The organism is Streptomyces sp. NPDC003943 (genome assembly GCF_053605265.1).
Window position 1 is genome coordinate 21583 of record NZ_JBSGIW010000092.1, and the last position, 9736, is coordinate 31318.

A 9736-nucleotide genomic window follows, 5' to 3' on the forward strand; every position below is an offset into this window, starting at 1 on the left:
CGTTTCTACCAACGAGGTCGCTTTCCCTGATGTCCAGTCACCACCCGGACCCGCTTCCGTACCCGCGCGTGCTTGAGAGGGCGTACCCGGCATGAGCCTCGGCGACGAGCACGACGGCCAGACCCGTACCCGCCTCCCCGAAGGCAACTCCGGCGACCCCTACGCCACCCCCCGCCGCCCGGCCCGCGGCTCCCGCTCCCTCATCGCGGTCGTCGGCGTCGTGGCCCTCCTCATCGCCGCCATCGCCCTCGCCAACCGCGGCAACGACACCCCGAGCGGCGACACCGGCACCGCCACCGGCGGCGCGGGCGCCCCGGCCCGCTCGGCCGCCCCGACGGCGGCGACGGGCGTGCGCCCGGTGACGGGCAAGAACGGCGAGATCCCGACGGGGTTCGCGAGGGACGAACAGGGGGCGCAGAGCGCCGCGACGAACTACGCGGTGGCGCTGGGGTCGGTGGACATGTTCCAGCGCGGGCCGCGCGAGGCCATCGTCCGGGCCATCCACGACCCGGCCGTCGCGGACGGCCTGGTGCGACGCCTGGACGAGTCGTACTCGGCCGCGTTCCTGGCGAACGTGGGACTCACCGCCGACGGACTCGCGCCCTCGGGCCTGACGTTCGTGTCCCGCACGATCCCCGTCGGCGCGAAGGTCAAGGACTACACGGGCGACACCGCCACCGTGGAGGTGTGGTGCACCGGGCTCGTGGGCCTGGCCGGCGAGGGCTCGACCAAGCCGGTGACGTCGACGTGGTTCACCATCACCGAGAAGCTCAAGTGGGTCGGCGGCGACTGGAAGATCGACAGCTCGGAGCAGGCCGAGGGCCCCACGCCCGTCAACGGTGACAACCGGGCCTCCATGGCGGACGAGATCGCCAAGGCCGTCGAGGGATACGGAGGCTTCACCTATGCCCGCTAGCCGACGTGCCCCGCTGCGTGCCCTGGCCGCCGGCGTGGCCGCGCTCCCCGCCACGCTCGTGCTGCTCGCCTCTCGCGCGTACGCGGCCCCGACGCCGCCCAGCGGCACGCCGTCGCCCGGCACCCCGTCCGCCACCGTCACACCGACGCCGACGCCGACGCCGAGCGCCAGCAACGACCCCTGCGACCTCATCGTGGGCCAGGCCCGGGAGTACTGCGAGAACGGCCAGTCCGGCGGCGCCGGCACCCGCCCCCGACTCGACGACCCCACCACCGCGCTCGACCCGCTCTCCTCCCTCGCGCACGGCTGCGCCAAGGCCGCCGCCTGGGTCGTCGACACCCTCTCCGCCGCCGTGAAGGAGACCGCCCAGGTCGACTTCACCAACCCGCAGTTCCTCGGCCGCTACGCGATCGTCTTCGCCGCCTCCGTCTTCCTCACCCTCCTCCTCTGGCTGCTCGCGGTCGCCAAGCGCGCCATCCGCGGCGTCCCGCTCACCACCGCGATCTCCGAGGCGATCGGGTTCCTCTGGCTGACGGTCCTCGCGTCCGCCTTCACGCCGCTCATCCTCTACACGGTCGTCAACGCCACCGACGCCGTCACCGAGGTCATCGCCTCCGGCACCGGCCAGCAGACCGACGTGTTCTTCGGCAGCTTCAAACAGGCGCTGGAGAAGGGCGACAGCATCGGTGGCGGGCCCATCATGCTGATCATCGTGTCGCTGGTGACCGTCCTCGCCGCCGGCGTGCTCTACCTGGAGCTCGTACTGCGCGCCGTCCTCCTCTACGTCGGCGCGCTGCTCGGCGTGGTGGTCTACTCCGGCCTCGTCGACAAGAACATGTGGGGCCACGTGCGCCGCTGGGCCGGGATCATGATCGCGGTGATCCTCGTCAAGCCGGTGATCGTGATCGTGCTCGGGCTCGCCGGAGCGCTCTCCTCCGGCACCGGGCCCGACTCGTTCTCCGCCGTCGTCTCCGGCCTCTCGATCATCCTCCTGGCCATCTTCGCCTCGGCGATGATCTACCGCTTCGTGCCCGGCTTCGGCGACGAGATCATCGCCTCCCGCAACAACCGCCTGCACCGCGCCGGCGAGAACACCGCGGCCGCCGTCATCTCCTCGCCCGCCTCCCTCGTGTCCCAGGGCATCAAGACCCACAGCACCCGCGGCGACGGCGGCGGATCCCAGGGCTCCCAGGGCGGCGCCCGGCCCGCCAACCCGCTCTCCGGCGGCGTCGCCGCCCACAGCAGCCGCGGCTCCTCCCAAGGAGCATCGGCCACTCCCCCGCCCCGCAGCGCCAGTCCCACCGCGGGCACCCCGCACACCAGCCGTAGCAGCAACAGCAGCAACAGCAGCAAGAACACAGGAGCAGGAGGTGCAGGGCGTTGACGACCCAGTCCCAGCCGGTCTCGCCCCGCCGCACGTATCTCGTCGGCCGCGCCCGGCCGAACGCGGTCATCGGCAAGAACCGTGAGACCGGCGAGATCGCGCTCATCATCGCCGGCGCCTTCCTCGGCATGATGTGCGGACTGCTCGTCCCCGTCCTGTCCCTGCGCATCGTGCTGCTCACCGGCTTCCCGCTGCTCGCGCTCGCCGCCGTCTACGTGCCGTACAAGCACCGCACGTTCTACAAGTGGTTCGAGATCAACCGCAGCTACAAGCGGATGCTCAAGCGCGGCACCGCCTACCGCTCCGCCGCCGTCGAGGCCGGCACCCGCCTCGACGGCCGAGAGGTCGAGATCGGCCCGCCGCCCGGCATCGGCCGCGTCAGCTGGCTCTCCGCGCCCTTCGGCCCCGACGAGATCGCCGTGCTGCTGCACGCCGACCGCCGCACCGTCACCGCCGCCATCGAGATCGAGGGCCCCGGCGTCGGCCTGCGCGACTCCGAGGACCAGGAAGCCCTCGTCGACCGCTTCGGCACCCTCCTCAAGCACGTCGCCAACGGGGACGGCTTCGTCACCCGCCTCCAGATGCTCGCCCGCACCCTCCCCGCCGACCCCGACGCCCACGCCAAGGACGTCGCCCAGCGCGGCGACCACCAGGCCCCGGCCTGGCTCCAGGAGTCGTACGACCAGCTCCAGTCCATGGTGTCGACCAGCAGCGAGCAGCACCGCGCCTACCTCGTCGCGTGCATGCACTACACCCGCGAACTCGCCGCCGAGGCCAACGCCATGGCCCGCGCCGCCCGGCACGCCTCCGGCGCCCGCAAGCTCGACCGCGACGCCGGCCTCGCCGTCGTCATGGCCCGCGAGCTCACCGACATCTGCGCCCGGCTGGCCGAGGCGGACATCCGGGTACGGCAGCCCCTCGGGCAGTCCCGGCTCGCGTCCCTCGTGCACTCCATGTACGACCCGGACCACCCCATCGACCACATCCAGGCCATGACGAAACGAAACGCTTGGCCCGCCGAACTGGACGCGATGGAGCCCACGTACCTCCAGGCCAAGACCCGCGAGTCCGCCACCCGAGCCCCCTGGTGCCACGCCACCGCCTGGATCAAGGAGTGGCCGATGACCCCGGTGGGCGTCAACTTCCTCGCCCCGCTCCTCGTCCACACCCCCGACGTCATCCGCACCGTCGCCGTCACCATGGACCTGGAACCCACCGAGGTCGCCATCGAGCGCATGCTCACCGAGAAGACCAACGACGAGGCCGAGGCCTCCCGCCAGGCCAAGATGAACCGCACCGTCGACCCCCGCGACATCGCCGCCCACGGCCGGCTCGACCAGCGGGGTGAAGATCTCGCCAGCGGCGCGGCGGGCGTCAACCTCGTCGGGTACATCACCGTATCGTCGCGCTCGCCCGAGGCCCTGGCCCGGGACAAGCGCACGATCCGGGCCTCCGCCGGAAAGTCGTATCTGAAGCTGGAGTGGTGCGACCGCGAGCACCACCGGGCCTTTGTGAACACCTTGCCGTTCGCGACCGGCATCCGCCGCTAGGGCCGAAGGGGCACAGACCGATGCGAGATCCGCTGTCCGTCCTCACCGAAGCCTTCACCTCCTTCCTCTTCGGGAAGGTGGAGACGACCCGCCTGCCCGTGCGCACCTCCACCGGGCAGGCCCAGGCCGTCTACCTGCCGACCGCCGCCCCCGGCCTCGGCGACTCCGGCGTGATCATCGGCCGCGAGGTCTACAGCGGCAAGGGGTACATCTACGACCCCTTCCAGCTGTACGGGCAGCAGCTCCCCGCCCCGCACTGGCTCGTCCTCGGCGAGTCCGGCAACGGCAAGTCGGCGCTCGAGAAGACGTACGTGCTGCGCCAGCTCCGCTTCCGCGACCGCCAGGTCGTCGTCCTCGACGCCCAGGGCGAGGACGGCGTCGGCGAATGGAACCTCATCGCGCAGGAGCTGGGGATAACGCCCATCCGGCTCGACCCGATGGTCGCCAACGACGACGGCATCCGCCTCAACCCGCTCGACCCCGCGATCACCACGACCGGGCAGCTCGCCCTGCTCCGTACGATCATCGAGGTCGCCATGGGCCACGGCCTCGACGAGCGCTCCGGCTTCGCGCTCAAGGTCGCCCACGCCTACGTCAACGAGCACATCACCGACCGGCAGCCGATCCTCACCGACATCGTCGAGCAACTCCGCCACCCGGAGGCGGAGTCCGCCGAGGCCATGAACGTCGACATAGACGACGTACGGGCCTGGGGCCTCGACGTGGCCCTGGTGCTCGACCGGCTCGTCGACGGTGACCTGCGCGGCATGTTCGACGGCCCGACGACCGTCGGCATCGACCTCGACGCCCCGCTCATCGTCTTCGACCTCTCCCACATCGACCGCAACTCGATCGCCATGCCGATCCTCATGGCGATCGTCGGCGTGTGGCTTGAGCACACCTGGATCCGCCCCGACCGGAAGAAGCGCATCTTCCTCGTCGAGGAGGCCTGGCACATCATCAACAGCCCGTTCGTGGCCCAGCTGTTCCAGCGCCTGCTCAAGTTCGGCCGCCGCCTCGGCCTGTCCTTCGTCGCCGTCGTCCACCACCTCTCCGACGTCGTCGACGGAGCGGCCGCCAAGGAGGCCGCGGCGATCCTCAAGATGGCCTCCACCCGCACCATCTACGCCCAGAAGGCCGATGAGGCCCGCAACACCGGCCGCGTCCTCGGCCTGCCCCGCTGGGCCGTCGAGATCATCCCGACGCTCACGCCCGGCATCGCCGTCTGGGACGTCAACGGCAACGTCCAGGTCGTCAAACACCTCATCACCGAGAAGGAACGCCCGCTCGTCTACACCGACCGCGCCATGACCGAGTCCTCCGCCCCGGCCGACCCGGACCTCGAATGGGAGACGGAACAGCGCGCGCTCCTCATCGAGCAGCAGATGAACGGCTCCTCGCAGTCGACGGTGGCGTAAGGACATCGGCATGGAGAAAGCGGTACGGAAGGAGGGCGGCATCCCCGACGGTCTCGTCGTCGGACTGCTCGCCCTCCTGCTCGCCCTCGCGTTCCTGGTGTGGACGGCCACCGGCCTCGCCGCCCTCTTCGCGCACGGCAGCTGGCCGGCCGGCGCCACCTTCACCCGCACCCCGCTCGCCCTGCGCTCCCTCATGACCGCCCCGACCGACCTGCCGGCCGCCTGGCCGGACGCCGCACCGGCACAGCTGCCGGGCTACGGCCTGTTCTGGGGCCTGCTCATCGGCGAGGCGATGGTCCTCGCCGTCCTCACGGTCTTCGCCCTGGGCACCCTGGCCCGCTGGCGGGCGGTACGGGCGAACAGGAAGGCCGGGGTGTACGGGGAGGGGCGCGCAGGCCGGACGGCCAGGCCCAAGACCGCCGCCGCGCGGGTCAAGGGCGGCACCGTACGAACCAAGGCCGCCGCGGTCGAGCGCGAGCCGGCCGCCGAGGCCGCGTACGAGAGCCCCGGCGCGAGCGCACCCGCACCGACGCCGGCGCAGACGCCCGTACCGACGCCCGTGACCGCAGCGCCGCCCCACCCGCGTACCCCCGTGGACGAGACTCCCACCCAGCCCCCGGCACCGGCCTCGACCCCGGTACCACCGCCCGTGCCGGTGCCGGCGCCTGTCGCCCCCCGGCTCGTCTACGGCCCCGCCGCCACCCGCCGCCCCGCCGCCATACAGGCGGTCCGCGACGCCGACGGAGCCGTGCTCGTCGTGACGTCCGACCCGAGCCTCTGGGCCGAGACCAAGGACGCGCGCGGCAAGCTCGGCCCGGTCCTGCTCTACGACCCCGGGCACCTCTGCGACACGCCCGCACGGCTGCGCTGGAGCCCCGCGGAGGGATGCGAGAACCCGGACAGGGCCCGGGAGCGGGCGGCGGCGCTACTCGCTCCCGTACGGCCGCAGGCACGGCTCGACGCGGCGACGGCGGACACCGCGGAAACGCTCCTGCGCTGCTGGCTGCACGCCGCGGCGACGGACGGCCGGCCGTTCAAACAGGTGCACCGCTGGGCCCAGGGCGCCGACGCCCACGAGCCCGTACGGATCCTCCGCACCCACCCCAAGGCCGCCGCCGGCCACGCCGGCCTCCTGGAGTCGGCGCTCACCGCGCACCCGGAACGCCGGGCAGCAGCACAGGAACTGACGGCCCGTGCGCTCGCAGCCCTCTCCTCGATCCACATCCGGGACGCCTGCACGGCAAATCGAACGGATTCGCTCACGCTCGCATCTTTCGTCGCCGAACAGGGCACGCTGTACGTGGTGGGTGAACCGATCGAGGACCCGCGCACCCACCCGGGCGCGATGCCCCTTCTCACCGCGCTCGCAGCGAGCGTGGTCGAGCACGGCCGCCGCATGGCCGCACGGTCATCCGACGGTCGGCTCGACCCACCACTGAGCCTCGTCCTCGACGACGTCGCCGCGGTCGCACCGCTCCCCGGCCTCCCCGAGCTCGTCGCCGCCGGCGCGGAGCAGGGCCTGCCGACGCTCGCCCTGATGCGCTCGCAGGAGCAGGCACGGTCCCGCTGGCCCGAGCGAGCCGAGCTCCTGCCCCAGGCGTGACGGACCGGGGACGACGTACGGGTCACCGGTCACCGGTCACTGGCCACAGGCCACCGGTCCTGTGACGCCTGTTACGCCGTCGCCGGCCGGGGCAGCACGTACTCCAGGTCGTAGCCGCTCTCGGCGTCCGCCAGCAGCATCCGCCCGCCCGACGCGACGAAGCCGAAGCGCCGGTAGAAGGCGGCCGCCCGGTGGTTGTCCTCGTGCACGTACAGCCGCACCCGCTCGACCGCCGGCTCCGGCAGCGCCCAGGACCACTCCACGGCCGCCCGGAACAGCGCGTCGATCACCCCGGCGCCGCGCGCCTCGGGCCGTACGTACACACCCACCAGCTGCGTCTGGTCGACCTTCGCGGGCTCCCCGAACAGCGGCTCCGCGTCCGAGGGCCGCTCCACGATCACCGTCGTCGCGCCGATCCAGCGCCCGTCCGGCGTCTCCGCGACGAACTGGCGCACCCGACCCGCGCCGCTCTCGGAGCCGTTCACCGTCCGCTCCTGCCAGAAGGAGTCGGGCTGCGCGACGGCCTTCTCGTACGTCTCCACGAAGGCGAGGTGCGCGACCGGGTCCTGCAGGGCCGCGAGCCGCAGCTCGCGCACCTTCTCCCACTCGTCGGCGCGGATGGTGCGAATCGAATAGTCCATGCCGCGATCTTCACCACGGCCGCACGCCGCTGACAAGCGATTTCGTGGTACCTGGGTACGACGACGGGGCCGCCTCCCAGCCCCTAACGTGGCCGGGTGACGACGGAGACGGGACCGAGCCGGTACGTACGGCACCTCCTCACCCGCCTACGGGCCCTCGACGCGGCCCGCCCATGGGTGTGGGACGCGACGGTGACCGCGACCCTGACGACCGGCGCGCTCGTCGACGCGGTCGGCGGCGGCTGGCGGACCGTCGCGCGCGACCCGTCGCTGCCGCCCTGGCTGGTCCTCGCCCTCAGCCTCGCCCTCGCGCTGCCTCTCTACTGGCGGCGGCGCCGGCCGACGCCCGTCCTCGCCGCGATGGCGGCCGCGGCGCTCGTCAGCGCGAGCACGGGCGCGTTCCTCCAGGCCGGCTACCTCCAGGCCGTCCCGCTCTTCCACATCGCGCTCCGCCGCCCGCCCCGAGCCCTGCTCGTCGCCGCCGCGCTCCTGACGACGCCGCTGGTGGCGGGCGCGCTCCGCTTCCCCACCGGCACACCGGCCGCCGACCCGCTGGCGTGGACGTACGTCCTCGCGGCCCTCCTCGGCATCACGGTCCGCTCCCGCCAGGAGGAACGCGCCCAGGAGGTCCGGCTCGCGGCCGCGGCCGAACGCGCCCGGATCGCCCGCGAGATGCACGACATCATCGGCCACCACCTCTCCGTCGTCACCGGCCTGGCCGACGGCGGCCGCTACGCCGCGGCCGGAAACCCCGAACGCGCCGTCCAGGCCCTCGACGCCATCGGCACCACCAGCCGCCAGGCCCTCACCGAACTCCGGCGCCTGCTGGGCACCCTGACGGCGGATCGGACCCCCCAGCCGGGCCTCGCGGAACTGCCGTCCCTGATCGAAGGGGTACGGAAGGCGGGCCTCCCGGTCGAGACGACTCTGGACGACTGCGGCCGAGCTCTCTCGGCCGGCGCGGAACTGACGGTGTACCGGGTCGTGCAGGAAGCGCTGACGAACACGCTGAAACACGCGGGTCCGAGAGCGAGCGCAACGGTGACGGTGAGGCCCGGACCGGAGGCCGTGACGGTGACCGTGACGGACACGGGCAACGGCGCCCGCCCCGTCGTCTCCGGCCGGGGACTGACCGGGATGCGCGAGCGCGCGGCCCTCTACGACGGCACACTCGACTGTGGCCCGCTGCCGGCCGACACGGGCCCGGGCTGGCGGGTACGGCTCCGACTTCCCCGGGAGGACTCCCCCTCGTGACGACGGTTCTGATCGCGGACGACCAGCCGATGCAGCGCTTCGGCTTCCGCATGCTGCTCGAGAGCCAGGACGACATGACGGTCCTCGGCGAGGCCGCCCACGGCACGGAAGCCGTCCGCCTGGTCGAACGCCACCACCCGGACGTCGTCCTGATGGACATCCGCATGCCGGGCCTCGACGGCATCGAGGCCACCCGCCGCATCGTCGCCACGGGCGCCCGCACCCGCGTCCTCATCGTCACGACCTTCGACCTCGACGAGTACGCCTACGACGGCCTGCGCGCCGGCGCGAGCGGCTTCCTGATCAAGGACGCCCAGCCCGAGGAACTCCTCGCGGGCATCCGCGCGGTCGCGGCCGGCGACGCGGTGGTCGCCCCGAGCCTCACCCGCCGCCTCCTCGACACCTACATCCACCACCTCCCGCCGGCCTCCCGGCCCAAGGAGGAAGACCCCCGTCTCGCCACCCTGACCGAACGCGAACGCGAGATCCTCACGGTCGTCGCCCAGGGCTGGACCAACACGGAGATCGCCACCCGCCTCCACCTCGCCGAATCCACGGTGAAGACCCACATCACCCGCATCCTCGCCAAAACCGGCTCCCGCGACCGCGTCCAGGCGGTCATCCTCGGCTACGACGCGGGCCTGGTGACCCCGGGTCAGTGACCGTCAGTGGTACGGGCTCAGCGGCGACAGGTCGAGATCGAAGCCGAAGGGCTCGGGGATACGGATGGTCTCCCCGAACTTCCGGTCGGTACGCGTGTACTCCACCTTCACGCCCTTGGGTGCGATCCGCTGGACTTCTTCCAGGAGGGGGAGGTGCCGCGGGTTAATGGTCACGGTGTCCTCCAGGGGGCTGGCCGGCCTCGTCAGGATACCCAGAACGCAGAAAAGCCCCGCACCATACGGTGCGGGGCTTTCCCACAATGATTGTTCGGCGGCGTCCTACTCTCCCACAGGGTCCCCCCTGCAGT

9 protein-coding genes are annotated in these 9736 nt (G+C 72.3%); 7 read left to right on the forward strand and 2 right to left on the reverse strand.

Going from position 1 to position 9736, the window contains the following annotated elements:
• The first annotated feature begins 91 nt into the window (after nucleotides 1-91).
• Genes ACWEV0_RS29585 through ACWEV0_RS29605 form a run of 5 tightly spaced genes read left to right on the forward strand, consistent with a single transcriptional unit; the run spans nucleotide 92 to nucleotide 6871 of the window.
• Entirely contained in the window at nucleotides 92-916 is an 825-nt protein-coding gene (locus tag ACWEV0_RS29585; RefSeq protein ID WP_453152695.1) for a hypothetical protein, read from the forward strand.
• Nucleotides 906-2300: a hypothetical protein gene (locus tag ACWEV0_RS29590; protein ID WP_453152696.1), complete on the forward strand. Its 1395-nt coding sequence runs from the start codon at nucleotides 906-908 to the stop codon at nucleotides 2298-2300. Before ACWEV0_RS29585 ends, ACWEV0_RS29590 begins: the two co-directional genes overlap by 11 nt.
• Nucleotides 2297-3850 carry an SCO6880 family protein gene (locus ACWEV0_RS29595; RefSeq protein WP_451605263.1) on the forward strand — a complete coding sequence of 518 codons (1554 nt, stop codon included), beginning with the start codon at nucleotides 2297-2299 and terminating at the stop codon, nucleotides 3848-3850. The genes ACWEV0_RS29590 and ACWEV0_RS29595 overlap by 4 nt, the downstream gene beginning before the upstream one ends.
• Nucleotides 3851-3870: 20 nt before the next feature.
• Nucleotides 3871-5268, forward strand: coding sequence for an ATP-binding protein (locus tag ACWEV0_RS29600; RefSeq protein WP_453152697.1), 1398 nt, complete (start codon nucleotides 3871-3873; stop codon nucleotides 5266-5268).
• 10 nt (nucleotides 5269-5278) lie between these two features.
• On the forward strand, nucleotides 5279-6871 hold the full coding sequence (locus tag ACWEV0_RS29605; RefSeq protein WP_453152698.1) for a type VI secretion protein: 1593 nt from the start codon (nucleotides 5279-5281) through the stop codon (nucleotides 6869-6871).
• 71 nt (nucleotides 6872-6942) lie between these two features.
• Here the strand turns inward: ACWEV0_RS29605 and ACWEV0_RS29610 are convergent, their stop codons facing one another.
• The gene (locus ACWEV0_RS29610) at nucleotides 6943-7512 is read right to left on the reverse strand and encodes an N-acetyltransferase family protein (protein WP_453152699.1); all 570 of its coding nucleotides are present in this window, start codon (nucleotides 7510-7512) and stop codon (nucleotides 6943-6945) included.
• 96 nt (nucleotides 7513-7608) lie between these two features.
• On the opposite strand from ACWEV0_RS29610, the gene ACWEV0_RS29615 reads away from it, so the two are divergent.
• The gene (locus tag ACWEV0_RS29615; protein WP_453152700.1) at nucleotides 7609-8766 is read left to right on the forward strand and encodes a sensor histidine kinase; all 1158 of its coding nucleotides are present in this window, start codon (nucleotides 7609-7611) and stop codon (nucleotides 8764-8766) included.
• Entirely contained in the window at nucleotides 8763-9428 is a 666-nt protein-coding gene (locus tag ACWEV0_RS29620) for a response regulator (RefSeq protein ID WP_453152702.1), read from the forward strand. The genes ACWEV0_RS29615 and ACWEV0_RS29620 overlap by 4 nt, the downstream gene beginning before the upstream one ends.
• A gap of 3 nt (nucleotides 9429-9431) precedes the next feature.
• On the opposite strand, the gene ACWEV0_RS29625 is transcribed toward ACWEV0_RS29620, so the two are convergent.
• Nucleotides 9432-9602 (reverse strand): hypothetical protein, encoded by a 171-nt coding sequence (locus ACWEV0_RS29625; RefSeq protein ID WP_453152704.1) that lies wholly within the window; start codon nucleotides 9600-9602, stop codon nucleotides 9432-9434.
• Nucleotides 9603-9736 lie beyond the last annotated feature (134 nt).